Origin of the sequence: Streptomyces gilvus (genome assembly GCF_022513565.1) — a bacterium.
In the GTDB taxonomy this organism is placed as follows: Bacteria; Actinomycetota; Actinomycetes; order Streptomycetales; family Streptomycetaceae; genus Streptomyces; species Streptomyces gilvus.
In genome coordinates this window covers 95,982-120,898 of record NZ_JAKWBE010000012.1, presented here as the reverse complement: position 1 = coordinate 120,898, position 24,917 = coordinate 95,982, and the positions used below count along the sequence as shown (strand labels likewise).

The 24,917-nt window shown below is 72.2% G+C and carries 21 protein-coding genes; 9 read left to right on the top strand and 12 right to left on the bottom strand.

Features of this window, described 5'->3' with window-relative positions; all coding sequences use genetic code 11:
- Positions 1–91: 91 nt before the first annotated feature.
- From MKW14_RS20115 to MKW14_RS20080, 8 genes are all read right to left on the bottom strand, one after another.
- Complete coding sequence (locus tag MKW14_RS20115) at positions 92–1,432, bottom strand: ABC transporter ATP-binding protein (RefSeq protein WP_240864167.1); 1,341 nt, start codon at positions 1,430–1,432, stop codon at positions 92–94.
- 161 nt (positions 1,433–1,593) lie between these two features.
- The gene (locus MKW14_RS20110; RefSeq protein WP_240864165.1) at positions 1,594–2,316 is read right to left on the bottom strand and encodes a class F sortase; all 723 of its coding nucleotides are present in this window, start codon (positions 2,314–2,316) and stop codon (positions 1,594–1,596) included.
- On the bottom strand, positions 2,303–3,028 hold the full coding sequence (locus MKW14_RS20105; protein ID WP_240864163.1) for a hypothetical protein: 726 nt from the start codon (positions 3,026–3,028) through the stop codon (positions 2,303–2,305). The genes MKW14_RS20110 and MKW14_RS20105 overlap by 14 nt, the downstream gene beginning before the upstream one ends.
- 102 nt (positions 3,029–3,130) lie before the next feature.
- Positions 3,131–4,375 (bottom strand): MFS transporter, encoded by a 1,245-nt coding sequence (locus MKW14_RS20100; protein ID WP_240864161.1) that lies wholly within the window; start codon positions 4,373–4,375, stop codon positions 3,131–3,133.
- 22 nt (positions 4,376–4,397) lie between these two features.
- Positions 4,398–5,795 carry a CitMHS family transporter gene (locus MKW14_RS20095; RefSeq protein ID WP_240864159.1) on the bottom strand — a complete coding sequence of 466 codons (1,398 nt, stop codon included), beginning with the start codon at positions 5,793–5,795 and terminating at the stop codon, positions 4,398–4,400.
- 138 nt (positions 5,796–5,933) lie between these two features.
- Positions 5,934–8,171 (bottom strand): molybdopterin oxidoreductase family protein, encoded by a 2,238-nt coding sequence (locus tag MKW14_RS20090; RefSeq protein ID WP_240864158.1) that lies wholly within the window; start codon positions 8,169–8,171, stop codon positions 5,934–5,936.
- Positions 8,172–8,274: 103 nt separating this feature from the next.
- Entirely contained in the window at positions 8,275–8,892 is a 618-nt protein-coding gene (locus MKW14_RS20085; RefSeq protein WP_240864156.1) for a TetR/AcrR family transcriptional regulator, read from the bottom strand.
- Entirely contained in the window at positions 8,889–9,605 is a 717-nt protein-coding gene (locus tag MKW14_RS20080; RefSeq protein WP_240864155.1) for a hypothetical protein, read from the bottom strand. Before MKW14_RS20080 ends, MKW14_RS20085 begins: the two co-directional genes overlap by 4 nt.
- A 150-nt stretch (positions 9,606–9,755) precedes the next feature.
- Here MKW14_RS20080 and hmgA point away from each other — a divergent pair, with 150 nt between their 5' ends.
- From hmgA to MKW14_RS20065, 3 genes are read left to right on the top strand one after another with little or no spacing between them, the layout of a single operon-like run.
- Positions 9,756–11,081 (top strand): homogentisate 1,2-dioxygenase, encoded by a 1,326-nt coding sequence (gene hmgA, locus MKW14_RS20075; RefSeq protein WP_240864154.1) that lies wholly within the window; start codon positions 9,756–9,758, stop codon positions 11,079–11,081.
- A 26-nt stretch (positions 11,082–11,107) separates the two neighbouring features.
- The gene (locus tag MKW14_RS20070) at positions 11,108–11,857 is read left to right on the top strand and encodes a GntR family transcriptional regulator (protein WP_240864152.1); all 750 of its coding nucleotides are present in this window, start codon (positions 11,108–11,110) and stop codon (positions 11,855–11,857) included.
- A gap of 40 nt (positions 11,858–11,897) precedes the next feature.
- Positions 11,898–13,058: a type ISP restriction/modification enzyme gene (locus tag MKW14_RS20065; RefSeq protein WP_240864151.1), complete on the top strand. Its 1,161-nt coding sequence runs from the start codon at positions 11,898–11,900 to the stop codon at positions 13,056–13,058.
- Here MKW14_RS20065 and MKW14_RS20060 read toward each other — a convergent pair.
- The gene (locus MKW14_RS20060) at positions 13,055–13,774 is read right to left on the bottom strand and encodes a TetR/AcrR family transcriptional regulator (RefSeq protein ID WP_240864149.1); all 720 of its coding nucleotides are present in this window, start codon (positions 13,772–13,774) and stop codon (positions 13,055–13,057) included. The two genes, MKW14_RS20065 and MKW14_RS20060, sit on opposite strands and share 4 nt — an antisense overlap.
- A 63-nt stretch (positions 13,775–13,837) precedes the next feature.
- Here MKW14_RS20060 and MKW14_RS20055 point away from each other — a divergent pair, with 63 nt between their 5' ends.
- Positions 13,838–14,806 (top strand): ATP-binding cassette domain-containing protein, encoded by a 969-nt coding sequence (locus tag MKW14_RS20055; RefSeq protein ID WP_240864147.1) that lies wholly within the window; start codon positions 13,838–13,840, stop codon positions 14,804–14,806.
- Positions 14,803–15,585: an ABC transporter permease gene (locus MKW14_RS20050; protein WP_240864146.1), complete on the top strand. Its 783-nt coding sequence runs from the start codon at positions 14,803–14,805 to the stop codon at positions 15,583–15,585. Before MKW14_RS20055 ends, MKW14_RS20050 begins: the two co-directional genes overlap by 4 nt.
- Positions 15,586–15,795: 210 nt before the next feature.
- Here MKW14_RS20050 and MKW14_RS20045 read toward each other — a convergent pair whose 3' ends face one another.
- The 3 genes from MKW14_RS20045 to MKW14_RS20035 all read right to left on the bottom strand — a co-directional run bounded on the left by MKW14_RS20045 (position 15,796) and on the right by MKW14_RS20035 (position 17,549).
- Positions 15,796–16,065 carry a hypothetical protein gene (locus MKW14_RS20045; RefSeq protein ID WP_208780505.1) on the bottom strand — a complete coding sequence of 90 codons (270 nt, stop codon included), beginning with the start codon at positions 16,063–16,065 and terminating at the stop codon, positions 15,796–15,798.
- A gap of 126 nt (positions 16,066–16,191) precedes the next feature.
- On the bottom strand, positions 16,192–17,010 hold the full coding sequence (locus MKW14_RS20040; RefSeq protein ID WP_240864143.1) for an anti-sigma factor: 819 nt from the start codon (positions 17,008–17,010) through the stop codon (positions 16,192–16,194).
- Positions 17,007–17,549: a sigma-70 family RNA polymerase sigma factor gene (locus tag MKW14_RS20035; RefSeq protein ID WP_240864141.1), complete on the bottom strand. Its 543-nt coding sequence runs from the start codon at positions 17,547–17,549 to the stop codon at positions 17,007–17,009. The genes MKW14_RS20040 and MKW14_RS20035 overlap by 4 nt, the downstream gene beginning before the upstream one ends.
- A gap of 229 nt (positions 17,550–17,778) precedes the next feature.
- On the opposite strand from MKW14_RS20035, the gene MKW14_RS20030 reads away from it, so the two are divergent.
- From MKW14_RS20030 to MKW14_RS20015, 4 genes are all read left to right on the top strand, one after another.
- Complete coding sequence (locus tag MKW14_RS20030; protein WP_240864139.1) at positions 17,779–19,311, top strand: DUF4331 domain-containing protein; 1,533 nt, start codon at positions 17,779–17,781, stop codon at positions 19,309–19,311.
- A gap of 199 nt (positions 19,312–19,510) precedes the next feature.
- Positions 19,511–21,610 carry a tetratricopeptide repeat protein gene (locus MKW14_RS20025; RefSeq protein WP_240864137.1) on the top strand — a complete coding sequence of 700 codons (2,100 nt, stop codon included), beginning with the start codon at positions 19,511–19,513 and terminating at the stop codon, positions 21,608–21,610.
- Entirely contained in the window at positions 21,607–23,271 is a 1,665-nt protein-coding gene (locus tag MKW14_RS20020) for a HoxN/HupN/NixA family nickel/cobalt transporter (protein ID WP_240864135.1), read from the top strand. The genes MKW14_RS20025 and MKW14_RS20020 overlap by 4 nt, the downstream gene beginning before the upstream one ends.
- A 44-nt stretch (positions 23,272–23,315) precedes the next feature.
- A complete protein-coding gene (locus MKW14_RS20015; protein WP_240864133.1) occupies positions 23,316–24,914 on the top strand; it encodes a serine/threonine-protein kinase in 1,599 nt (532 codons plus the stop codon).
- The last annotated feature ends 3 nt before the right edge of the window (positions 24,915–24,917 follow it).

Below are 24,917 nucleotides of genomic sequence, written 5' to 3'. Positions count from 1 at the left end.
AGCGCCGTGGTTCGCGTCCCAACCTACCGACAGCCACATAAACTAGCGGCGGTAGTTTTGAAACGCCAGACACCGCGGTCCCCGGGGACCGTCAGCCGTCGAGATCCGGCAGCCTCGACGGGGACGGGCAGATCCGCTCACCGTGCCGGTCGAAGACGAACAGGTGGGCGATGTCGACCAGCAGCGGCACCTGGAGCCCCCGGCGCAGATCGATGTCGGGCGTCGTGCGGACCACCAGATCACCGGGGAGACGCGGCTCGGCCGGAGCGGGGGCCGGCTGCGTGTCCCGCGACTCCTCGTCGTCGAGCACCACCACGGGCCCGGCGCGCAGCGCCTCCGCCCGGTCCTTCAACCGGCCCAGGACGCTCGTCCCGCCGCGTCTGCGCCGGGACTGCCGCCCGGGGCGCGGGGCCTCCAGGTCCGGTACGACGGCGGGCTGGGAACCGGTGTTGAAGTGCACCAGCACCTCGTGCCCCTGGAACTCCACATGCTCGACCAGTCCGGTCAGCGGCACCTCCCCCGGCCGCGCGGAGCTGTGCTTGGCGATGCGGACGGCCTCCGACCGCAGGCCGACGATCACCTCCCGGCCCTGCTGGACCCGGAGCAACTGGTGGTCCAGGGACAGCGGTTCGGGCAGCCGCAGGAACTGCTTGCCCAGGCTGATGGTCATCGCGCCGTCCAGCGGGGCCCGCACCAGCCCCCGCAGCAGATTGATGCGCGGGGTGCCGATGAAGGCGGCGACGAAGACGTTGCGCGGCAGGGCGTAGACCGCGCGCGGGGTGCCCACCTGCTGCAGGACGCCGCCGCGCAGTACGGCGACCCGGTCGCCGAGCGACATGGCCTCGGACTGGTCGTGGGTGACGTACACCGTGGTCACACCCAGCTCCCGGGTGAGCGCGGCGATCTCCGCGCGCAGGTGGTTGCGGAGCTTGGCGTCGAGGTTGGACAGCGGCTCGTCCATCAGGAAGGCGGAGGGGTGGCGGGCGATGGCCCGGCCCATCGCGACCCGCTGGCGCTCGCCGCCGGAGAGCTGGCTGGGGAAGCGGTCCAGGAGGTCCTCGATGCCGAGCATGCGGGCGGTGGCGTCGACCCGGGGGCGCGGGTCCTCGCCGGGGTTCTCCACCCGGAGCGGGAAGCCGATGTTGCCGCGGCCGGTCATGTTCGGATAGAGGGCGAAGTTCTGGAACACCATCGCCATGTTCCGCTCGGACGGCAGCAGTTCGCCCGCCTCCTCGCCGTCGAGCAGCAGCCTGCCCTCGGTGATCTCCTCCAGTCCGGCGATCATCCTGAGCACCGTGGACTTCCCGCAGCCGGAGGGCCCCAGCAGGACCAGGAACTCGCCGGGCCGGATGTCCAGCGACAGCCGGTCCACCACGCGGACGCCCCGCGTGTAGGTCTTGGTCACGTCGTACAGAGAGATGGCGCGTGTCATGTCCGGTGCCCCCGGGGGCTGCAGGCGCTGGTGCTCCGCCGTCCGATGGCCTCGTGCGGGTCGTACGAGGTCCGTGGGTCACGGAAGTTAACGGAATGTGCGCGGCCGGGGGAAGAGTCAGGGCGGTCCGGTTCGAGCCGTGAGAAAGCGGATGACCGGGTTCAGTGTCCGGCCGGGGCGTCGAGGGTCTGTGTGAGGTGCGCGAAGACGACGACGTTGCTGGTGTAGCCCGTCCTGCGGGTGTAGAGGCCACCGCAGGTCAGGACCCGGAGTTCGGGGCGCCGGCTCGGGCCGTACACCTCCTTGTCGGGGAAGTGGGCCTTGTCGAAGACCCGTACCCGGTCCACGGTGTAGACGGCGGTACGGCCGTCGGCGCGCCGGGCCTCGATACGGCCGCCGCGCGGGACCTGCGCGAGGGCGGCGAAGACGGCGGGGCCGGTCGTGGTGTCGCGGTGGCCGACCGCGATGGCGGTGCCGTTCTCGCCCGGCGAGGGCCCGTCCCGGTACCAGCCGACGAGCTTGGGCTTGCCGAGCGGCGGGGTCTCGAGCTGCCGGTCGCGGCCGAGGCTCAGCCCGATGACCGGCGCGTCGATCCCCAGGGCCGGTACCCGCAACGCGGTCGCCGGCGAGCGGGGCAGGGGCTTGGGCGGGACGGCCGGTTCGGCCGAGGCCTTCCCCTCGGCGGCCGCGGAGCCTCCGGCGGCCACCGGGGCCGGGTCGGCGGGGGCCTGCGCGGACGCCCCGGCCCTGGCGGACGCATGCGGCTGGTGGTCGCCCCCGCACCGGACGACCGTCACCAGGACGGCCACGATCGCGGCCGTCCTGGTGAGGCGGTAGGCACGGGTGCGGTACCAGGGCCTGCGTGTGCGCCTACGCGGCACCATGCGAGCGGCGGCGGAGGATGCGGACGTACACGCCCGCGCTGATCGCGACGAGTCCGACGGCCGCGGCCGCGCTCAGCGGGGTGTACGCCTGCACCGTGTCGACGAGACCACCGCCGCCCGCGTGCACGCCGCCCTTCGGCCCAGGGTCCTCGTGGCCGCCCCCGGAGCCGCCCCAGGACCCGCTGCCGGGGCCCGCCGCCCCACGGCCGTGGTCCTCGATGGTCCGGCCCGGGTCCTGGGCCCGGTCGTGGTCGCGTCGGCTGTTGCAGTCGACGACGAAGACCTTCTCCTTGGGGGCGACGGTGGGGGTGGGGGTGGGGGCGCCGGGGACCGGCGGGATGGTCCACTGCAGCGTGTACCTGCCGTCGGCCAGGCCCAGGGTGTCGGTGTGGCCGGCGCCGCCGGCGAGCGCGATGGAGCCGCTCACGGTCGCCGCCGTGGGCAGCGGGGGCTGCGCCTTGATGGTGTAGTTGACGGTCGGCAGGTCGCCGAAGTTCGCCGCGTCCAGGTAGAACCTGCAGACGACGGGATCGTCCTTCGAGACACCGTAGGGCACCCGCTCATTGTGGATCCTGATGTCGGCTCCGTCTCCGGGGGCGGCCATGGCGGCCGGTGCCGCGGCCAAGGTGGCCCCTGCCGCGGTGAGGACGGTGAGGGCCGCCGCGGCGCCGAGGCGGGCGCCGACGGCGGACGGGGGCATCAAGGTGGGCATGGATGTTCCTCCGAGTCAGACGATTTTCACACAAATCGCTCTTTCACCTGACTCTCTTTCACATCCGCTCCACGACAGGCGGGCGTCCTGCCCGACGCGCCGTCAGATATCGCTCGACCGGCGCAACGGAGTGCCGGCCCGGCTCTCCCGGCGCACGGCCGCGGCCCCCGGACCGCCGCCCGGAGCCGACGACGACCGCACCGCCACGCCCGCCGACAGCAGCAACAGCCCGCCCAGCATCACGAACGGCGCCGCCACTCCGGCGACCCCCGCGACCAGCCCCGCCGCGGCCGGCGCGGCCACCTGGCCGAGCCGGTTGCCGGTCAGTCGCAGCGCGAGGGCGGTGGAGCGGGCGCCGTCGGGGGCGGCCTGCACGACCGTCGTCATCGACAGCGGCTGTCCGACGCCGAGACAGAAGCCGAGCGCGGCCAGGATCAGACCGAGCCCCCACACCGGCACCGGCAGGGCGATGCCCGCGCACAGCAGCGCGGCCAGCAGACAGGTCAGCGTCAGCAGCAGGGGGCGGCCGAGCAGCCGGAGCAACGGGGTCAGCACGAGCCGGCAGGCGATGGTCGCCCCCGCGCGCAGACTGAGCAGCACGCCGATCACCGCCGGCGCGATGTCCCGGGGCTGGCCGACGACCGGGAGATACGCGGTGAGGATGTCCGTGGCGGAGAGCACCGAGAGGCTGACGAGCATGCCCGCCGGGACACCCCGGGCGCGCAGGATGCCGCCGACGGGGACGCGATCGCCTTGTGGAGTACGGGACTTGAGGGCCGTACGGTCCTCGATGCGCCACAGCGACGTGAACGCGACGGCCGCGCCCGCCCCCGCGACCACCAGGGCGAGTGCGCTCGTGCCCGCCATGTCGGGGCCGCCGATCAGCGCGCCCGCGGCGATCGGGCCGACGAGCTGGCCGAGGGAGGCGCCGATGGTGAAGTGGCCGAAGTTGCGGTCCTGTTCGTGCGGCGCGGACTGGCGGGCGACCAGGGACTGGGCGCCGATCACGAAGCAGAGGTGGCCGAGGCCCATCACGCCGCTCCAGATCGCCATCGCCCACGGGGAGCCCGCGAGTCCGCTCAGTGCGCAGCCGCCGGCGATGAGGACGACGCCGACGGGCAGCAGGGGTGCGCAGCGGCCGTGGTCGGTGCGCCGGCCGAGCGGTACGGCGGCGAAGAGGGGGAGCAGGGCGTAGACGCCCGCGATGACGCCGACGGCGCGCTCGTCGGCGCCCAGCGCCAGGGCCCGGTAGGAGACGGCGGGCCGGGCCATCGACACCGCCCCCTGCGCGAAGGAGAAGGCGATGACGAGGCGGAGCAGCCAGCCGCGGTTTCCACCGGGCCTCATGGGTCGAACCTCCGTGGTGCGGTCAGATGATGCCGAAGGCAATCCCTGCCCCGAGCACGACCAGTGATGTGAGCGCGGCCCACTTGACCACGAACCTGGTGTGGTCGCCGAACTCCACCTTGGCCATGCCGACCAGGACGTAGACGGCCGGGACGAGCGGGCTGGACATGTGCAGGGGCTGGCCGACGAGGGAGGCGCGGGCGATCTCCAGGGAGGAGACGCCGTGGGCCTGGCCGGCCTCGGCGAGGACGGGGAGGATGCCGAAGTAGAAGCCGTCGTTCGACATGAAGTACGTGAGCGGGATGCTCAGGACGCCGGTGACGAAGGCCATGTGCGGGCCCATCCCATCGGGGATGTTGTCCACCAGCCACTTCGCCATGTGGTCGACCATGCCGGTGCCCTGCAGGACGCCGGTGAAGACGGCGGCGGCGAAGACCATGCCGGAGACGTTGAGGACGTTCTCGGCGTGGGCGCCGAGGCGGGCCTTCTGGTCGGGCATGTGCGGGAAGTTGACGGTGAGCGCGAGCGCGGCGCCGAGCAGGAACAGCACCGGGATCGGCAGCCACTCCATGATCATGGCGGTGAGCAGGGCGACCGTGAGCAGCGCGTTGAACCAGTAGAGCCTGGGCCGCAGGGTGGGCCGGTCGGGGTCGAGGCCCTGGAAGCCGTCGTCCTCGGGCCGCTCCGGGAGGTCCGTGCCGGTGCCCGAACCGCCGCCGCTCCTGGGGCTCTTGCCGCTACCCGCGCCGACCAGCGCCGTCTCCTGCTCGGCGGGCTCCTCCACCAGCGCCTCGTCCAGCGTCAGCACGCCGAGCCGCTTTCGCTCTCGGCGGCCGAGGACGTACGCGAGGGCGATCACGAAGAGCAGGCCCACGGCGAGTGCCGGGATCATCGGCACGAAGATGTCGCTGGCGTCGAGCTTCAGCGCGGTCGCCGCGCGGGCCGTCGGACCGCCCCAGGGGAGCGTGTTCATCACGCCGTTGGCCATCGCGGCCACACCGGTCATCACGACCAGGCTCATCTTCAGGCGCTTGTAGAGCGGGTACATCGCCGAGACGGTGATCATGAAGGTGGTGGAGCCGTCGCCGTCGAGCGAGACGATCGCGGCGAGGAGCGCGGTGCCGACGACGATGCGGAGCGGGTCGGCCTTGCAGAACTTCAGGATTCCCCGAACGATCGGGTCGAAGAGGCCGACGTCGATCATCACACCGAAGTAGACGATCGCGAACATGAGCATCGCCGCGGTGGGCGCGAGGCTGGTGACGCCGTCGATGACGTAGTCGCCGAGTTTGGCACCCTTGCCCACGAACACGCAGAACAGCGCGGGTATGAGCACGAGTGCCGCGATCGGCGACATCTTCTTCAGCATGATCAGGACCAGGAAGGTCGCGATCATGGCGAAGCCGAGGATGGTCAGCATGAGTGGATACCTAACGTTCGCCCTTGAACATCCCACCGGGCAGGCGGTGCGACGACGTTAGGTCCGTTCAAACGGCGTTAACAAGTAGTTGACCTGTGAGCAATAAGCGCAAAACCGCAGGTCACGGCTTTGCTCAGGTCAGACCGCCACGACGGCCGTGACCTCGACGGGCACTCCGTTGAGGACCGCGTTGCCCGACAGCGGGTCGAGGAGGCTGCCGTCGAGGAGCTGGTTGACGTTGACGCCGGGGTCGGTGGCGGCGTGGCGCAGCCGGGTGCCGGGCCGGTCGTGGCCCCAGCCGTGCGGCAGGCTCACCACGCCCCGGCGCACCCCGTCGGTGACCTCGGCGCGGGCGGTGACCTCTCCCCCGGCGCCCTTGACCCGCACCGGCGCCCCGTCGTCCACCCCGAGCCGCTCGGCGTCCTCGGGGTGGATGTGCAGGGTGCAGCGGTTGGAACCGCCAGTGAGGGCGGGGACGTTGTGCATCCAGCTGTTGTTGGACCGCAGATGCCGGCGTCCGACCAGCACGAGTCCGTCGGGGCGCTCGCGCAACGCCTGCCTGAGGCGGGGCAGATCGTCGGCGATCGGCTGCGGCAGCAGCTCGACCTTGCCGCTCCTGGTCTTCAGCGGCTGTGGAAGGCGGGGGCGCAGGGGGCCGAGGTCGATGCCGTGCGGATGCGCGAGCAGACGCTCCAGGGACAGCCCGTCCGGTCGTACGCCGAAGCCGTCGCCGTAGGGGCCGAGGCGCAGCATCATGTCGAGCCGCCGCTCCGGGCCGCTGACGCCGGTGAGTTGGGCGGCGAGTTCCTTGGTGTCGCGGCCGTGCACGGGCGAGTGGGGCTCCTTGACGGCCTTGCCGAGGGTCTGGCCGACGACCAGGTCGTCCACGGCGGAGGGGTCGGCGCCGTGCATGCCGGTCGCGGCCAGGATCAGCCGGGCGAGGATCTCGGTCTCGGCCATGCGGCCGGGCTCCAGCGGGACGGCGGGGCGGCTGTAGCGGACCTGGTTGCGCACGGCGAGGGTGTTGAAGGCGAAGTCGTGGTGCGGGCTCTGGGAGGGCGGGGGCGGCGGCAGGACGACGTCGGCGTGGCGCGAGGTCTCGTTGAGGTAGGGGTCGACGCTGACCATGAAGTCGAGGGAGTCCAGGGCCTTGTCGAGCCGGTCGCCGTCGGGCGCGGAGAGCACGGGGTTGGTGGCGACGGCGATCAGGGCGCGGATCGGCTCGCCCTCCGCGGTCGCCGTGTCGATCTCCTCGGCGACCGCGGAGAGCGGCAACTCCCCTTTCGCCTCGGGGTGCTTGCTCACCCGTGAGTGCCAGCGGCCGAGGGCGAACCCGTGGCCGGGTCCGGCGGGTCGGGGGGTCCGGTCCGTGGCCGCCTGCGGGAAGAGGGCCCCGCCGGGCCGGTCGAGGTTGCCGGTGAGGACGTTGAGCACGTCGACGAGCCAGCTGCCGAGGGTGCCGTACGGGACGGTGCAGCTGCCGATGCGTCCGTACACGGCGGCGGTCGGGGCGGCGGCGAGTTCGCGGGCGAGGGCGCGGACGGTGCCGGCGTCGACGTCGCAGGCGTCGGCGACGGCCTCGGGCGTGAAGTCCCCCACGGCGGCCCGGAGTTCCTCGACGCCTTCGACGTGCGGCGCCAACTCGCCGAGTTCCACGAGGCCTTCCGCGAACAGGACGTGTGCCATCGCCGCGAGGAGCAGGGCGTCGGTGCCGGGGCGGATCGCGATGTGCCGGTCGGCGAGCTTCGCGGTGCGGGTGCGGCGGGGGTCGATGACGGTGAGGGTGCCGCCGCGGGCCTTGAGGGCCTTGAGCTTGCCGGGGAAGTCGGGGGCGGTGCACAGACTGCCGTTGGACTCCAGCGGGTTGGCGCCGATCAGCAGCAGATGGCCGGTGTGGTCGAGGTCGGGCACGGGGATCGCGTTGGCGTCGCCGAAGAGCAGTCCGCTGGAGACGTGCTTGGGCATCTGGTCGACGGTGGAGGCGGTGAAGACGCTGCGGGTGCCGAGTCCGGCGAGCAGGACCGGCGGATAGAGGGCGCCGGCCATGGTGTGCACGTTGGGGTTGCCGAGGACGACCCCGACGGAGTTCGGCCCGTACCGCTCGACGACGGGACGGATGCCCGCGGCGACCGCGTCGAAGGCCTCCTCCCAGGTGGCCTCGCGCAGCTCCCCGTCCCTGCGCACCAGCGGTGCGCGCAGCCGGTCCGGGTCGCCGTCGACGGCGCCGAACAAGGCGCCCTTGGGACAGATGAACCCCTTGCTGAAGACGTCGTCCCGGTCACCGCGGGCGCCGGTGACCCTGGTTCCCTCGATGGTCAGCGTCAGCCCACAGGTGGCCTCGCACAGGGGGCAGATTCGCAGGGCGGTGCGGGACACGGGTCCTCCCGGGGCAGCGGTGCCAGTTCCAGGGGAGCATACCGACCGGTATGCACGGAGGGGAGTCCTCTTGGGGGACGAGGTCGCAAACCCGCGACCCCGGCTAGTCCAGAACCCGCGCCAGATAGGCCCGCAGCATCTCCCGGGCCTCCTCGATGATCTTCTCGTCGCCGTCCGGGGCCACCCGGAAGGCCAGGTGGACCAGGGTGTCCGCGGTCTCCACGGCGATCAGGAAGGTGCGGCGCAGATCGTCGTCCGGTTCGCGGTCCAGATAGCCGGAGAGCAGGTCGGTGAGGCGGTCGGCGACACGGTGGTTGGGTTCGGCGTGGCGGGAGCCCACCGGGATCTGGTTGCCGAAGTCGACGAGGGAGAAGCCGGGGGCGGTGCGCTTCATGGCCAGGTACTCGTCGAGCACGGCGTCCATGGCGGTGCGCCAGCCTCCCTCGGTGGACTCCTTCAGCCGCTCGGTGACGCGTTCGGTGAAGCGCTCGAGGTTGCGCTGGGCGAGGGCGTCGGCCATCTGCCGCTTGTTGCCGAAGAAGCGGTAGACCGAGCCGATGGGGACGCCCGCGCGCAGTGCCACGGCACGGGTGCTCAGGTCGTCGTAGCCGACCTCGTCGAGGAGGTCGGCGCAGGCGTCGAGGATCCTGGTCAGCCGTTCGGCACTGCGCCGCTGCACGGGCGCACGGCGTAGCGATGTCGCGTGGGGCACGGGTTTCATGATGCCTTTCCGACGCGGTCCGGTGAACCTCGCCCCTCGGTACGGAGATCGATGCCGGACGCGCTCGTCGCGGCCTTGTCCGGTGTGGCGCGGGGTCCGGCGGAGCCGGCCGATGTCCTGCCCGACGGGGAGGGCGCCTTCGGAGTCGCGCTCGGAGTGCCCGAGGCGCCCGGTGTCCCGCCCGGTGTCCCGCCCGGCGTGGTGTCCGGCCCCGACACCGTGATGTCGGCCGTGCTCTGCACGGGCTTGCCCTTCACGGCCCACGCCGTGCCGTCGTCGGCGTACAGCCGGGCGGTGACGTGGTGGGTGCCGTGGGTGACCAGGCGGGCCGGGAGGCGGTAGGCGGTGCCGCGCAGCCGGGTGACGGGCCGGTCGTCGACGAGCAGGGAGGCGAAGCCGCGTCCGGCCACGGGCGTCGCCCTGGTGCCGCCGGGCGAGAAGCGGAAGTGGTGGACGGTCAGCCGTACGTCCCAGGTGTTGTGGGCGTCCGGCAGCACCTCGATGCCGACGTCGGGAGCGTCCTTCTTGTCCACCTGGCGCAGCCGCCTGCCCTGCGGGTCGGTGTCGTCGAGGAGCTTGCCCACCGGCGACGTCGACGTCTCACCCTTCCCGTCCGTCCTCCGGTGCGCGTCGCCGGCCCCGCAGCCCGCGGATCCGGCCAGCAGCAGGACACAGGCCGCGAGCACGGCAAGGAGTCCCCGCGTCCACGACATGCTCGGGAGCGTAGAACACCGGTACGACAGGCGAATCCACCTGGAGTCTTGTTCTGGTTCCTCCCTGATGAGGAGGGCCGGAGTCCCCTTGCGCCGGCCAGGACGCAATCCTATGGTGATGCATAGGAATCACGTCGCGAGGGAGCGGCCATGAGCGGGGACGCGCGCAAGACGGCGGAGGGGCTCGCCTACCTCTCCGGTTTCGGCAACGAGCACAGCTCGGAGGCGGTACCCGGCGCGCTGCCCGAGGGCCGCAACAGCCCGCAGCGCGCCCCCCTCGGCCTCTACGCGGAGCAGCTCAGCGGCACGGCGTTCACCGAGCCGCGCGCCCACAACCGCCGCTCCTGGCTCTACCGCATCCGCCCCTCGGCCGCCCATCCGGCGTTCACGGAGACGCACAACGGCTGGATCCGCACGGCTCCCTTCACGGAGTCGGTGCCGGATCCCAACCGGCTGCGCTGGGACCCCCTGCCGGAGCCCACGGCGGGCACCGACTTCCTGGCCGGACTGTGGACCCTCGGCGGCAACGGCGAGGTCACCCAGCGCACCGGCATGGCCGTGCACCTCTACCACGCCACCGACTCCATGGACCGCGTCTTCAGCGACGCAGACGGCGAGCTGCTGATCGTCCCGGAGCGCGGCGGACTGTTGCTGCGCACGGAGTTCGGGCTGCTGCACGCGGAGCCGGGCCATGTGGCGCTGATCCCCCGTGGGGTGCGCTTCCGCGTGGAGCTGCTGGACGCTTCAGCCCGCGGATATGTGTGCGAGAACTACGGCGCCCCCTTCCGCCTCCCCGATCTCGGCCCGATCGGCGCCAACGGTCTCGCGGGCGCCCGCGACTTCCGCGCGCCTGTCGCCGCCTACGAGGACGTCGAGGGCCCGGTGGAGGTGGTCAACAAGTTCTGCGGCAACCTCTGGACGGCCACCTACGACCACTCCCCGCTCGACGTGGTCGCCTGGCACGGCAACCACGTCCCGTACGTCTACGACCTGCGCCGCTTCAACGTCATCGGCAGCATCTCCTACGACCACCCGGACCCGTCGATCTTCACGGTGCTGACCTCCCCGTCGGACACCCCCGGACTGGCCGGCGTCGACTTCGTGGTCTTCGCACCGCGCTGGCTGGTGGGCGAGGACACCTTCCGGCCGCCGTACTTCCACCGGAACGTGATGAGCGAGTACATGGGGCTGATCGAGGGCGCCTACGACGCGAAGACGGCCGGAGCGGGGGGTTTCGTGCCGGGCGGCGGCTCGCTGCACAACATGATGTCGGCGCACGGCCCGGACCGGGAGACGTTCGACCGGGCGAGCGCGGCGGAGCTGCGGCCGCAGAAGATCGACGACGGGCTTGCGTTCATGTTCGAGACGCGCTGGCCGGTCCTGCTCACCGCGCACGCGGCCCGGGCGGACCATCTGCAGCCGCACTACGACGACGTGTGGCGGGGACTGGAGCGCCACTTCCGTCCGTTGCACTGATCGCCCCCGACCGGTACGGATAGCCCGTGACCTCCTTCGCCCCGGACTCGATCGTCCTGAACCGCAAGCTGCCGCTCTGGTACCAGGTCTCGCAGTCCCTGCGCGCCTCGATACTCGGCCGCTCGCCCCAGGACCCCCTGCGGCTGCCCACCGAGGAGCAGTTGGCGGGGCACTACGGGGTCAGCGTGCTGACCATGCGGCAGGCGCTGAAGGAGCTGGAGGACGAGGGCCTGATCACCCGGCACCGGCGTCGCGGCACCTTCATCGAGCCCGGCGCCCGCCGGGCCGCCCCGGTGCGGCTGCTGGGCTCGGTCGACGCGATCGTGGCCCAGCAGTCCGGCATGACGACCGAGCTGCTGGACCACGGCAGCGCCCCCGTGCCGCCCGAACTCGCCGAGTTCTTCCCGGAGATCGACGAGGTGGCCACGTACCACCGGCTGCGCGGCGACGAGAAGACGGGCGAGCCGACCAACCACGCCCGCAACTACGTCCGCACCGAGCTGGCCGCCCGTATCGACCCGTCCGACCTGGTGCGCTGGCCGATGACCAAGGTGCTGCGTGATGTGGCGCTGGCGGACATCGGCCGGATCACCGACACCGTGGAGGCCCGGCTGGCGGACCCGGAGACGGCCCGCCTGCTCCACGTCCCGCTGCTCAGCCCGATCCTGCACTACACCGGCGTGGTGTACGACACCGACGGCCGGGTGCTGGACGTGACCGTGATCCACTACCGCGGTGACCGCTTCTCCTTCTCGGTCACCCTGGACGCCACGTGACCTCACCGGCCCCCCGTCCCTGTCGGCGGAAGGTCGTACGATGCCCAGCGTGACGCACGACGACGCTCCGCCGCTGGCGGACCTCATGCCGTGGTCCGTCGCACCGCCGCGGCTCGGCCGGGGGTGGCCGACGGGCCCCGACGCGGCATCCCTGAAGGCCCGCTGGGACGCCCTGCTGAAGGCCGACGGCCCGGACCGGGAGGCCCTGTTCGAGCCGACGCGCTCCCGCACACCGCACACGCCGGTGGGGCAGCTGCCGGGGCAGTCGAGCGGCACGGAGAAGCTGATCCGCGCCTCCGGTCCCTGCCCCGAGCCGGTACGGGTCCTGCACGCGCCCTTCGACGAGCAGTGGCTGATCCCCGACCACCGCCTGATCGACACCGCCCGCCCGGAACTGTGGCGGGTGGCGGACGAGCAGCAGATCTTCGTGGTGGAGACCCCCTCGGAGACGGACGGTCCGCATCTGCTCGCCACCTCCCACCTCCCCCTGCTCCGCCCCGGCCGCGTCCGCCCCCTCTACCGGCGCCCGGGCGGCACGGAACCCAACCTGGCGCCGGGCCTGACGGAACATCTGGGCGCCCGGCTGGGAACAGCCGTGCGGGCGCCGGACGTGCTGGCCTGGATCATGGCCGCGGTCCGCCGGGACCTCACCGTGCCCCTCCCGGAGGATGTCGAACTCTGGGCCCGGGGCGTGGAGTTGGGCCACCGACTGCTGTGGCTGATGCGGCGCGACGGGGACCGGCCCAAACTCCCCGGCGGCCGCCGCCCCTACGTCCGCGCCCCGCTCCCCTCGCGTCCCCTCACCCTCGGCTACGACCGCGACGAGGAGACCCTGCTGCTCGACGAGGGCCGCATCTCCCCCGTGCCGCCGGAGGCCTGGGACTTCGAGGCGGCCGGAGTCGGGGTCCTGGAGCAGTGGTTCGGCGCGCGGACGGCGGAGGCCGAGCCGGGCACCCTGTCGGCGATCCGCCCGGCGACCTGGCCGCAGGCGTGGACGTCGGAACTGCTGGAGCTGATCACGGTTCTGGCACTGCTCGCGGAACTACGGCCGCGGCAGCGGGAGTTGACGGTCACCGCGTCGATCACGGCGACCGAACTCGGCACGGCGGGCGTCCTGCCGGTGCCGGAGAGCTCCCGCAGACCGGCCTCGGTCTTCGACCACCACGAGGAAGGCCCGGAAGGCCAGTTCGCGTTGATCTAGCTTCTGGCGGGATCGAACGCGTCCAGCACCCGCGCCAACGCCAACGCGAAGACCGCGTCCATGTCGATCGGTCCCGGATCCTCCGTGAACGCCGCCGCCATCCGCGGGTACGCCCCGCTCGCGATCTGGCTCCCGAGATACGCGATCCGCACCTCGTTCTCCTGCTCCTCGGACCACGGCAGGTTCCGCGTCCGCTCCGCCGCGTCCAGCTCGGCCGTCACGTACATCGTCACCACGCCGTTGAGCAGCCCGATCAGCTGCATCTTCATGCCGTACGTCATGTCCTCGAGCGGATCCAGGCAGGCCAGGCAGTGTTCGAGGTAGCGCAGGGCGTTCGGGCTGAAGCCGTAGACCGGTGACATCAGCCGCGGGAGCCAGGGGTGGCGGTGCATGAGCGTCCGCGTCTGCTGTGCGACCCGTGTCATGTCGGCCCGCCAGTCCCCGCTCGGCTCCCACGGCTCGTGCTCCCCGCTGACCGCGTCCACCATCAGCTCGTACAGGTCCTCCTTGCGGGGGACGTAGTTGTAGAGCGACATGGTCCCGCAGCCCAGCTCGGCCGCGACATGCCGCATCGACACCGCGTCCAGGCCGCCCGCGTCGGCGAGTCTCACCGCCGCCGCCGCGATGTCGGCGCGGGTGTACGCCGGTCTCGGCCCCCGCCCCGTCCGCTCGGGCCGGGCCCAGATCACTTCGGGTACCGCCGCTCGGCCCGCCATCGATCATCACCTCGGCCACCATCGTAGTTACGTACACCGTACGTAGTGCGCTATGGTCGACCTATGACTTCTACGTACGCTGTACTTAGTGAAGGTCTGGAGAAGCGCTTCGGCGACGTGCGTGCCGTGCGCGGGCTCGATCTCGCGGTCGCCGAGGGCACGGTCTGCGGGATCCTCGGGCCGAACGGGGCGGGCAAGACGACGGCCGTACGGCTGCTGACGACGCTCCTGCGGCCGGACGCCGGGTCGGCCCGGGTGGCGGGGCACGACCTCGTCCGGGAACCCGCGGCCGTACGCCGGCACATCGGCGTCACCGGCCAGTACGCGTCGGTCGACGGCGACCTCACCGGCCGGCAGAACCTGCGGCTGTTCGCCCGGCTGCACCGGGTGCGGGACGCGGCCGCCCGCGCCGACGAACTGCTGGAGCGCTTCGGGCTCATGGAGGCGGCGGACCGGACCGCCGCCACCTACTCCGGCGGGATGCGCCGCCGGCTCGACCTCGCCGCGAGCCTCATCCGCCGGCCCGCCGTCCTGTTCCTGGACGAGCCCACCACCGGGCTCGACCCGGCCAGCCGCAACCGGATCCGGGACGCCGTGCGCGAGCTCAAGCGGGAGGGCACGACCGTGCTGCTGACCACGCAGTATCTGGAGGAGGCGGACCAACTCGCCGACGACATCGCCCTGGTGGCCCGCGGGCGGGTCGCGCACACCGGGTCGCCCGCCCAGCTCAAGGCCCTGATCGGGTCGTACGCGGAAGCCGTCGTCGGCCACGAGGACGCGCTCACCGGGGCGGCGGCCGTCCTGGACCGGCTCACCGGCGCCGAGCCGACGTTCGACCGGGAGCGCAACGCGGTGGGCGCCGTCACCACCGACCCCACCCTCACCCTCCCGCGCCTGGTGCGCGAACTGGACGCGGCGGGCGTGCCGTTGATCGACGCGAGCCTGCGTCCGCCGACCCTCGACGACGTCTTCCTCCGGCTCACGGACGAGAGCCCGGACGACTCCCCGGACCACAAGGAGCTTGCGGCATGAGCGCGTTGACGTACGACGGCCTGGCGATGGTCGGCCGGCAGCTGCGGCGGGTCCGCAACAGTCCGGGCCTGGCCGTCCTCACCCAGGTCATGCCGATCAACATGCTGCTGTTCTTCGGCTACGTCTTCGGCAGCGCCCTCGCGATGCCCGGCCGCGAGTACCGGTCCTTCCTGGTGCCGGGACTGCTGGTGGCGACGGCCGCGGGCGGGATCATGACCGGGATGTTCCAGGCGGCGGCCGACTCGCACCGGGGTGTGATGGACCGGTTCCGCACCATGCCGGTGAGCCGGACGGCCGTACCGCTCGGACAGGCGCTGGCCGATCTCGTGATCACGGCGATCGGGACGGTGCCGCTGCTGCTGGTCGGGCTCGCGGCGGGCTGGCGGATCGAGGGGTCGCCGGCCGGGACCGTGGGCGCGGTGGGGCTGCTGCTGCTCTTCCGGTTCGCCTGCACGTCCCTGGGGATCTGGCTGGGGCTGCTCACCCGCAGCGAGGACGCGGCCGGGCAGCTCGGCGCCTCGACCTTCGTCCTGCCGCTGCTGTCCAACGCCTACATCCCGACGGACGGCCTGCCGGGCTGGCTGCGCGTCCTCGCCGAGTGGAACCCGATCAGCGCGGTCACCACGGCCCTGCGCGACCTGTTCGGGAACGCGCCGGTGCCGTCGGGTGCCGCCTGGCCGGTGGCGCATCCGGTCGCCGGGTCACTGCTGTGGTGCGCGGCGCTGATCGCCGTGTTCCTGCCGCTGGCCGTGCGGAGGTACGCGCGCGGGGAGCGCTGACCTCCACGGCCGCCGACGCGGGCGGGGTCGGACCGGGGTACGGAGCGGGTGGGTCGTACCGGAGGTGACGGATCAGGGACGTGGCCGCGCCCGGGCGTGAGCCCGGGCGTCGCCGCATGCCGTGGGGATGACGGACGACGAGATCGCAGCGCTGTGCCGGACGGCGCGACGACCCGGGCGCGGCCCTTGCCAGGCGGACGCCGGTGTCGCTCAGCGACCGCCGAACAGCGAACGCGTGAGCCGGCGCAGTGGCGCGAACAGCGAGACGCGGCGGACCCGCGCACCCCGGTCGCTGCGCGTCTGCGTGGTGTCACGAGCGGTCAGTTCGAGCATCAGCGAGGTCGCCTCGGCCGTCTTCTGCTGCGGCACGGCGGGACCCGCCAGCACCGAGAGATGACGGTCCAGCCGCGAACTGCTCGCGCTGCTCCCGTAGGTGATCGCAGGGACCCTGGCCCTGCTGCGCACTGTTATCTGTTCCATGTCACTCCCCACCCGTACGAGTCCACCCGGCCCGGGCAGGGTAACCCTATCGCCCCGACCGGGCACTCGTGTATCGCGGTCACAGGATTCACCTTCCCCGTAAGGGTGTTGACGACGCCTCTGCCGTCACTCTCCGAATCCAACCGATTTCAGGGCGAGTTGGACAATCGGCTGGCTGGTGGGCTGCGGCGAGCCCCCGTCGGGCTCGACGGTCACTGCGAGTGATGTAGCAGACTTGTTGAGACCGGTCGCGACCAAGGGCGTGTCGCCGCCGCCGAAGAGCCCCAGGGAGCGTGGTTGCGCGCCGGGGCGCATGAGCCACAGCTGGTGCACCCGTCCGCCGGGCGGGACGGCGTATCCGCTCAGCGTGACGATCGCCTGTCCCTCGGACGCGGAGGCGACCACCGCGAGACCTCGCCCCTGGGCGTCCGTGCCGGTACTCGCGCGGGCGTCCGGAGCTGCGAGAACGTGGGCGATCTCACGTGACTGCGCCCGCTCCGCGTCCAGCCGGTCCTGGGTCCGGTTGGCCTGGACGGCGAAGAGCGAGGCGACCACGAGGGCCGCGGCGGCCGTCGCGGTGGCGAGCGGCGCGAACAGGGAGCGGCGCCCGCGGGGCGCACGGGAGCGTACCGGCGGTGGCTGCGTGCCCCAGACGTGGGGCGGCAGCTGGGGCGTGTGCTCCCGGGCCGGCCCCTGGTCCTGCGGAGTGGCGCGTACGGCGGCCAGCACCCGGTCGCGCATCGCGGGCGGCGGCTGGGCGGCGGTGGACCAGGCGAGACGGACCGTGTCCTCGGACAGCGCCCGCACCTCGGCGGCGCAGGAGGGGCACGACTTCAGGTGCCGCTCGAAGCGCACCCGCTCGGCGGGCTCCAGGGCGTCGAGCGCGTAGGGGGCGGCGAGCGAGTGCAGATCCTCGCGGCCCAGCATCCGGTCGAGGAGACTCATGCGACACCTCCCAGGCACTTGCGCAGCTGGGTGAGTCCATCGCGCATACGGGTCTTGACGGTGCCCAGCGGCAGCGAGAGCCGCTCGGCCACTTCACGGTACGTGTAGCCGTCGTAGTAGGCGAGCGTGACGGACTGGCGCTGCAGCGTCGTGAGGCGGTCCAGGCAGCGGCGCACCAACTCGCGCTCCAGGCCCGCCTCGACCTCCTCGGTCACCTGGTCGAAGGCGGTGCTGTGGGCCCGGCGGGCCTCGCGCTGCTCGCGTTCGCCGGCCGCGCGGGCGCTGCGCACCCGGTCGACGGCGCGGCGGTGGGCGAGGGTGAGGATCCAGGACAGCGCGCTGCCCCGGTCGGGGTCGAAGCGGGCGGCGGAGCGCCAGAGTTCGAGCAGGACCTCCTGCGCCACCTCCTCCGACTGCGCGGGATCGCGTACGACACGGCGCACCAGCCCGAACACCGGCCCGGACACGAGTCCGTACAGCGCTTCGAAGGCCTTCTGGTCGCCGTCGGCCACGAGTACCAGAAGCTCGTCCGCCTCCACTCGGTTCCCCTCTCCACGGCCGCATGAGCCCCGTCCTGTCACACCAGGCATTCGCAACGAACGCACCTCCGGATGGGGTTACGGATGAGCGGGCCCGAAAACGCGGGTGTGCGTCCGCTGAAACAAGATCTCAAGTTCCGCGTAAGAACGTTTGGGATTCGACCAATCCACCCTGCCGACCGCTCCGAATCAGCGTTCGTCAGGCAAGTTGGGACTGAGGACGGACGGCATGACAACTGACTCCAGGAGCGGCGCGGGACGCAGGAGCATCGCGACCCTGATAGCCGGCGCACTGGCCGCGGGAGGGCTAGCGGCGGCCGGCGTGGCAACGCTGGAACCGGGGGCGGCATCCGCCTCCAGCCACCGGGAGGCCCCGCTGATCTCGGGGCAGCCGCAGTACGACAACACGGACCTGTACGCGTTCGTCAGCCCGGACAAGCCGGACACGACGACGCTCATCGCCAACTTCATCCCGTTCGAGGAGCCGGCGGGCGGCCCGAACTTCTACCAGTTCGCCGACGACGCCCAGTACGACCTCCACATCGACAACAACGGGGACGCGCAGGACGATCTGCTGCTGCGCTACACGTTCAAGACGCAGACGAAGAACAAGAAGTCGTTCCTGTACAACACGGGCGTCGTCAGCAATCTGGCCGACCCCGACCTGAACATCACGCAGACGTACGACATCGAACTGGTCAAGCTGAAGCACGGCAAGGCCGTGTACCGGTCGAAGCTCGCCGACGACGTTCCGGTGGCGCCGTCGGACGTGGGCAAGGCGTCGATGCCGGACTACGGCAAGCTGCACGACCAGGCGATCTACAAGCTTCCCAACGGCGCGCAGACCTTCGCCGGACAGGCGGACGACCCGTTCTTCGCGGACCTGCGCGTCTTCGACCTGCTGTACGGCGGGAACCTCTCCGAGGTCGGGCGGGACACTCTCAAGGGCTACAACGTCAACTCCATCGCCCTGCAGGTACCGACCGACATGATCACCGAGTCGAAGAAGCAGCCGGTCGTCGGCATCTGGTCGACCGTGCAGCGCAGGAACGCGCAGGGCTACTACGAGCAGGTCTCCCGCCTGGGCAACCCGCTGGTCAACGAGGTCGTCAACCCGATCAAGGACAAGGACAGGTTCAACGCGTCCTCGCCCGCGTACGACGCGCAGTTCCTGAGGAACGTGACCAACCCGGAGCTGCCGAAGCTCATCGAGGCGATCTACAAGATCAAGGCGCCGTCGGAGCCGCGCAACGACCTCGTCGACGTGTTCCTCAAGGGCGTCAAGGGCCTCAACCAGCCGCCGTACGTGAAGCCGGCCGAGGAGCTGCGCCTCAACACCTCCATCAAGCCCACCGCCTCCCCGAAGCGGCTCGGTGTCCTCGACGGCGACAACGCGGGCTTCCCGAACGGGCGTCGCCTCACGGACGACGTGATCGACGAGGCGCTGCAGGTGATGGAGGGCGAGCTGGTCGGTTCCAAGAACGACCTGGGTGACGCGGTCGACAAGAACGACAAGGGCTTCGGCCACTCCTTCCCCTACCTGGCCAACCCGACCTCCGGCTCGCGCGGTGCCACCGCCAAGGGTGTCAGCGGCGGCAACGACGTCAAGAACCAGCTCGGTGACGCGCTGCAGCCGGCGAGCGCGGGCGGCATGGACAACACCACCCTGATCGCCGCCTCCGCGGGCGGCGGCGCGGCCGGCATCGCCCTGATCGGCGCCGGGCTGATGTGGTGGCGCCGGATGCGGAGCCGGGTGTACTAGGCCGGCCCCGAACGGAGGTCGGCGAGCCGCACGCCGCGGCACCCCGGCCCCGACGACGGAGGACCGGGCGGTTCTTCGGAGCGGCCCCGCCCGGTCCTCGGCCACCCACCGACTGGCGTGGCCCGCACACCACGTCCCCCACGGTGCGGGCCGCGCCGCCCACAACGTCCGTACACCGCAAGCCGATTGAGGAGAGGGCATGGCCCCGCGCACGAACGACACCGAGCCGGAGCGGGAGAACGGCCCCGCGCCGGTCACTCCCCCCGAATCCGCGGTCGCCCCGCCGGTCGAGAACCACCGGCACGCCACGATCCCCTCGACCCCGCAGCCCGACGCGAACTCCTCACTCACGGAAACGACCAGGAACGCGGAGGCGGCAGCCACGACGCCGGGCCATGAGACGGACACGGAGCCGCACGCGGCCAGGGACACCATGGTTTCCCGGGACTTGGAAAGCGACGGACAGCCACTCGCCACGAAGGGCGCGGTGATGTCCCAGGCCCCGCAGACCGACCCGCAGCCCCCCGTCACGCCACTCCCGGCTGCGAAGACCCCCACGGAGCCGCCCGCGCCAAGGAAGGCCGCGCTGCCTATGCCGGTGGCGAACGAGGGGGAAGCGTCGGACGCGGAGGGCGTCGCGGCTTTCCCGGGCCCGCGGACAGATGCGCAGCCCTCCGCCACGAGGAAGGCCGCTCTGCCCACGCCGGCGGCGAACGAGGCCGAGCCATCGGACACACAGCACGCCACGCCTTCCCCGGGCCCGCGGACCGATACGCAGCCACCCGCCACGAGGAAGGCCGCGCTGCCCACGCCGGTAGCGAACGGGGTCGAGTCGTCGGACGCGGAGGGCGTCTCGGCTTCGCCGGTCGCTGCGAGCGGTGCGGGGGAACCGGCGGGCGAGACGGTTGTGGGTGACGGTGACGAGCGAGTCGCCGCCGTGCGGCGGGTGGCTGCTGCCGGGCGGCGGTTGCGGGTCGTGCAACTCGGCGGCACCGCCGTGCTGTTGGCCGTCGCGCTCACCGCCGGTTCGATCGCCTACGGGGCCATGCGGGACAAGGCCGCGAGCACCCCGGTCGCGGCGGCCCCCAGCGCCATCTCCCCGGCGCTGCTCTCCAGCGGCAGCATCGACGCGAGCATCGCCGCCCTGCAGGCCCAACTGCGGACCCAGCCAAGGGACTACGGCAGCTGGGCCTCCCTCGGATTGGCCTACGTCGAGCAGGCCCGCACCAAGGGCGACCCCTCGCGCTACCCGCAGGCCGAGAAGGCACTGAAGCGCTCCCTCCAGGTGAAGCCCGGCAACGAACAGGCCCTCACCGGACAGGCGGCCCTGGCGGCGGCCCGCCACGACTTCAAGGACGCCCTGGCCTACGCGGACCGGGTCCTGAAGGAGAACCCCTACAGCCAGAACGCCCTCTCCTCCCGCATCGACGCCCTCGTCGAACTCGGCCGCTACGCCGACGCGTCGAAGGCCGCCGACACCGCCGACTCCCGCCGCCCGGGCGTCCCGGTCTTCACCCGCTACGCGTACGTCCACGAACTGCGCGGCGACGTGAAGACGGCACGGCGGGTCCTGGAACAGGCCCTGGCCACCTCCACCACCCCCGGCGACATCTCCTACGTCGCCGCCCAACTCGGCCTGCTCGCCTGGAACCAGGGCGACTACCAAACAGCCCTCACCGACTACGCCCGCGCCCTCGCCGCCGACGAGAACTACCTCCCGGCGCTCGAGGGCCGCGCCCGCGCCCAGTGGGCGACCGGCGACAAGGAGGCCGCGATCAAGGGCATGGAACTGGTCGTCGCCCGCTATCCGCTGCCCCAACCCCTCGTCGAACTCGGCGAGATGTACCAGGACCGCGCCGCCAGGGGTGACGAGACCAAGGCCCGAGAGCAGTACGCCCTGGTCGACGCCTGGATCGCCCTCGCCCGCGCGAACGGCGTCAACGCCGACCTCGACACCGCCCTCGCCGCCGCCGACCACGGCGACAGGGCCGCCGCCCTGCGCGCCGCCCGCGCCGAATGGGCCCGCCGCCACACCGTGCACACAGCGGACGCCCTCGCCTGGGCCCTGCACGTCAACGGCAAGGACGCCGAGGCCCTGCCCTACGCCCGGCAGGCCACGGCCACCGGCTACCGCAACGCCTCGTTCATCTACCACCGCGGCATGATCGAACGCGCCACCGGCCACACGAAGGACGCCCGCGCCTCCCTGGAGGCCGCGCTGAAGCTGAACCCCGGCTTCTCGCCGCTGGGCGCCCGTGAGGCCCGTAAGGCACTCAAGGACCTGGAGGCGGCAAAGTGAGCTGTCGTCGTCTGCTCGCCTCCACAGCCGCCGTCCTCACGGCGGCCTGCGCGCTCGCGCTGGCTCCTTCCACCAGCGCGAGCGCGCATCCCCTCGGCAACTTCACCGTCAACCGGTACGACGGCCTGGTGGCCGCCCCCGGCACCCTGCGGGTGGACCACGTCGAGGACCTCGCCGAGATCCCGGCGACCCAGGCCAAGCCGGACCTCGAACGGCTCGGCATGTCCGAGTGGGCGAAGGAGCGGTGCGCGAAGGCGGCCGAGGCCAGCAAGGTCACCGTGGACGGCCGCGCCGCCGCGCTGACCGTCGACAGCAGCACGGCACGTCTGCGCCCCGGCCAGGCCGGTCTGCACACCCTGCGTGTGGAGTGCCGGCTGACGACACCGCTGCCCAAGGACGAGAGCGTCCGGCTCGGCTTCCACAGTGCCGGGCTGACCACGGGACCCGGCTGGCGCGAGATCACCGCGCGCGGCGACCGGATGACGCTCACCGCGACGGACGTACCGAAGACGTCCGTCTCCCATGAACTCACCAGTTACCCCAAGGCGTTGCTCTCCTCCCCCGCCGACACCTCCTCCGCGACCCTGCGCGTGCGGCCCGGCGGCCCCGCACTGGCCCCGGAGAAGACGGAAGCGCCCGGCGCGTCCATCCTCCCCCGCGGCGCCGACCGCTGGACGCAGGACCTCAACAACCTGGTCGCCCGTAACCACCTCACTGTCGGCTTCGCCGCGCTCGCCCTGCTCATCGCGATCGTCCTGGGCGCGATGCACGCCCTCGCCCCGGGCCACGGCAAGACGCTGATGGCGGCCACGGCGGCGGCGCGCGGCGGCCGGGCCCGCCTCAGGGACGTCCTCCCGCTGGCCGCCTCGGTGACGGTCACCCACACCCTCGGCGTCGTGGCCCTGGGCATCCTGGTCACGGCCGGCTCCGCGGCGACCCCCTCGGTGATCGCCTGGCTGGGCCTGGCGAGCGGGGTCCTGGTCCTGCTGGCCGGTGCCAATCTCGTACGCCGGGCCTGGCGCAACCGCGCGCCCGCGCATCACGCCCATCACATCCACCACGATCATCACGATCATCACGATCATCACGAGAAGGCTCCCGCACCGGAGTTGGAGCTGGTGGGCGCCCACGGCGCGACAACGGCGACGGAACACCCCCACCACCATCACCACGAGCACGACCACCAGCACGAGCACCACCATCACCATGACCACGGCCACACTCACGACCACGACCACGGCCATCACAGCCACACCCACGACGACGCCACCGTCGAGCACACCCACGGCGGCTTCACCCACACCCACTCCACCGCCCCCACCCTGCGCGGCACGATCCTCCTCGGCTTCGCCGGCGGCATGGTGCCCAGCCCCTCCGCCGTGGTCGTGCTGGTCGGTGCGGCGGCGCTCGGGCAGGCCTGGTTCGGGCTGCTGCTCGTGGTGGCCTACGGCATCGGGCTCGCCCTCACTCTCACCGCGGCCGGGTTCGCCGTGGTGAAGCTGGGTACGGGAATGAACCGGGTGCTGGACAGGCGCCCCCGCTGGACCACGCACCCCATGGCGGCCCTGCTGCGCAGGACCGCACCGCTGGGATCCGCCCTGGTCGTCGTGGCCCTGGGGGCGGGGCTGGTCCTCAAGGGGGCGGCATCCGCACTCGGATGAGCTACTTTGTGAATGAATCAGGTCAGATGCCGTGGGGGGCGTCGGTGTCCGGAGAACCTGGCAGGGAACGTGTGATCGCGGGCCGCTACCGCCTCCTGTCCCCCCTCGGTGAGGGTGGCATGGGGACGGTGTGGCGGGCCCGCGACGAGGTGCTGCACCGCGAGGTCGCCGTCAAGGAGGTGCGCGCTCCCGCCGGTCTGCCGACCGGGGACGTGGAGCGGCTGTACGCCCGGCTGGAGCGCGAGGCGTGGGCGGCGGCCCGGGTCGCCAACCGCAATGTCGTCACGGTCTACGACGTGGCCACGCAGGACGGCCGGCCCTGGATCGTCATGGAGTTGGTCCGCGGTATCTCGCTGGCGGAACTGCTCGACGCGGAGGGCCCGCTGGACCCGCGGCGGACGGCGCACATCGGCGCCGAGGTGCTGGCCGCGCTGCGGGCCGCGCACGCCGCCGGGGTGCTGCACCGGGACGTCAAGCCGGCCAACGTGCTGCTGTCCAACGACGACCGGGTGGTCCTCACCGACTTCGGCATCGCGCAGGTCGAGGGCAGCTCGGCGCTCACCATGACGGGCGAGGTGATCGGTTCGCCCGAGTTCCTGGCGCCGGAGCGGGCGCTGGGCCGTACGCCGGGGCCGGAGTCCGATCTGTGGTCGCTCGGCGTGCTGCTGTACGCGGCCGTCGAGGGCAACTCCCCCTTCCGGCAGAACACTCCGCTGAGCACGCTGCGGGCGATCGTCGACGAGGAGCTTCCGCCGCCGCACCGGGCCGGGCCGCTGGCCCCGGTGATCGAGGGGCTGCTGCGCAAGGACCCGGCGCAGCGGATGTCGGCCGAGCGGGCCGAGCAGGATCTGCGGCTCGTCGCGGCCGGGGGCACGCCCGGCGCGGACTGGGCGCAGGCGTCGTCGTACGCCCCGACCGTCGCGGCCTTCCCGTCCCCCTCGCCGACCCCGCCGATGCCCTACCCGACGGCGCGGACCCGGCCGACGCCCTCCTCCGGCACCACGGTGGCCCCGGCCCCGCCGGAGCGCGGTCGCCGGGCCGGTGTCGTCCTGGTGACCGGCGTGGTCGTGCTGGCGCTGGCCATCGCCGGGCTGACGTACGCCCTGCTCAACCGGGACAACGGCGGGGGCCAGGGGAACAACGCGGGCAGGACCCGCACCGAGAGCGGGACTTCGCCGACCGCCACCGGCACCGCGCGGGGAGGCGGGGCGCCGAGTTCCTCGCCGAGTGCGAGCAGTGGCCGTACGACGGTTCCGCAGTCCGTGAGCGTCACGCTGGCGGGGGCGAACACCGACTACTCGGGGACGTGTCCGCCGTCGAGGTCCCAGGCCCCCACGTTCACCGCCACGTTCACGGTCGGGCGTGTTCCGGCGACGGTGACCTACCGCTGGGTGACGAAGAACGACTCGCTGGCCGGCGGGTGGAAGACGCTGTCGTTCCCGGCGGGCGGGGGAAAGACCCGGCAGGACCGGCAGTTCATCACCACGCGGGACAGCGAGGGGACCTTCCAGGACGTGATCAGCGTGGAGGTGCGCGATCCGGTGGGCGCGACGTCCAACTCGGTTCCGTTCTCGCTGAACTGTGTGGCGGAGACCCCGACGGGCGGGGCCTCCCCCAGTACGTCCGCCTCACCGACCTCGTGAGGG

Bases quoted from the DNA above. Each gene is read 5' to 3' on its own strand.
- MKW14_RS20060 (WP_240864149.1), bottom strand. From the start codon at position 13,774: ATGGCGGGCCGAGCGGCGGTACCCGAAGTGATCTGGGCCCGGCCCGAG.
- MKW14_RS20030 (WP_240864139.1), top strand. From the start codon at position 17,779: ATGACAACTGACTCCAGGAGCGGCGCGGGACGCAGGAGCATCGCGACC.
- MKW14_RS20080 (WP_240864155.1), bottom strand. From the start codon at position 9,605: ATGTCGTGGACGCGGGGACTCCTTGCCGTGCTCGCGGCCTGTGTCCTG.
- MKW14_RS20105 (WP_240864163.1), bottom strand. From the start codon at position 3,028: ATGCCCACCTTGATGCCCCCGTCCGCCGTCGGCGCCCGCCTCGGCGCC.
- MKW14_RS20050 (WP_240864146.1), top strand. From the start codon at position 14,803: ATGAGCGCGTTGACGTACGACGGCCTGGCGATGGTCGGCCGGCAGCTG.
- hmgA (WP_240864154.1), top strand. From the start codon at position 9,756: ATGAGCGGGGACGCGCGCAAGACGGCGGAGGGGCTCGCCTACCTCTCC.
- MKW14_RS20110 (WP_240864165.1), bottom strand. From the start codon at position 2,316: ATGGTGCCGCGTAGGCGCACACGCAGGCCCTGGTACCGCACCCGTGCC.
- MKW14_RS20055 (WP_240864147.1), top strand. From the start codon at position 13,838: ATGACTTCTACGTACGCTGTACTTAGTGAAGGTCTGGAGAAGCGCTTC.
- MKW14_RS20115 (WP_240864167.1), bottom strand. From the start codon at position 1,432: ATGACACGCGCCATCTCTCTGTACGACGTGACCAAGACCTACACGCGG.
- MKW14_RS20100 (WP_240864161.1), bottom strand. From the start codon at position 4,375: ATGAGGCCCGGTGGAAACCGCGGCTGGCTGCTCCGCCTCGTCATCGCC.
- MKW14_RS20040 (WP_240864143.1), bottom strand. From the start codon at position 17,010: ATGAGTCTCCTCGACCGGATGCTGGGCCGCGAGGATCTGCACTCGCTC.
- MKW14_RS20025 (WP_240864137.1), top strand. From the start codon at position 19,511: ATGGCCCCGCGCACGAACGACACCGAGCCGGAGCGGGAGAACGGCCCC.
- MKW14_RS20045 (WP_208780505.1), bottom strand. From the start codon at position 16,065: ATGGAACAGATAACAGTGCGCAGCAGGGCCAGGGTCCCTGCGATCACC.
- MKW14_RS20065 (WP_240864151.1), top strand. From the start codon at position 11,898: ATGCCCAGCGTGACGCACGACGACGCTCCGCCGCTGGCGGACCTCATG.
- MKW14_RS20095 (WP_240864159.1), bottom strand. From the start codon at position 5,795: ATGCTGACCATCCTCGGCTTCGCCATGATCGCGACCTTCCTGGTCCTG.
- MKW14_RS20085 (WP_240864156.1), bottom strand. From the start codon at position 8,892: ATGAAACCCGTGCCCCACGCGACATCGCTACGCCGTGCGCCCGTGCAG.